Annotated in this window: 1 pseudogene; it reads left to right on the top strand. The window is 60.5% G+C overall.

Annotated elements, in window-relative coordinates:
* Positions 1–105, top strand: a pseudogene (locus RM779_RS33550) (IS982 family transposase); the annotation flags it as partial.
* Positions 106–248 lie beyond the last annotated feature (143 nt).

The following is a 248-nucleotide window of genomic DNA, read 5'->3' as shown; positions in this document are numbered from 1 at the left end:
ACCGTCCGCGTCAGCCAGCGCATCCTCGCCCTGACCGCCGCCATCTGGCACAACCGAGCCACCGGCCAGCCCATCACCCGCTCACTAATCGCCTTCGACCACTGAGATCGGCATAACTCGTCTAGGTGTATTGCTCACAAGCGTTGTTGACACTCGTTGGGGCTTGATCATGGCGAAGACCTCCGATGTGGTGGAGCTGTCTAGGACTGCACCGCATGGAGGTCTTCATGTCCCACCGTAATGCCCGG

Source organism: Streptomyces johnsoniae (genome assembly GCF_031845565.1).
Lineage (GTDB): Bacteria > Actinomycetota > Actinomycetes > Streptomycetales > Streptomycetaceae > Streptomyces > Streptomyces johnsoniae.
The sequence above is the reverse complement of the archived record's forward strand: the minus strand, read 5'-3'. Positions and strand labels throughout refer to the sequence as shown.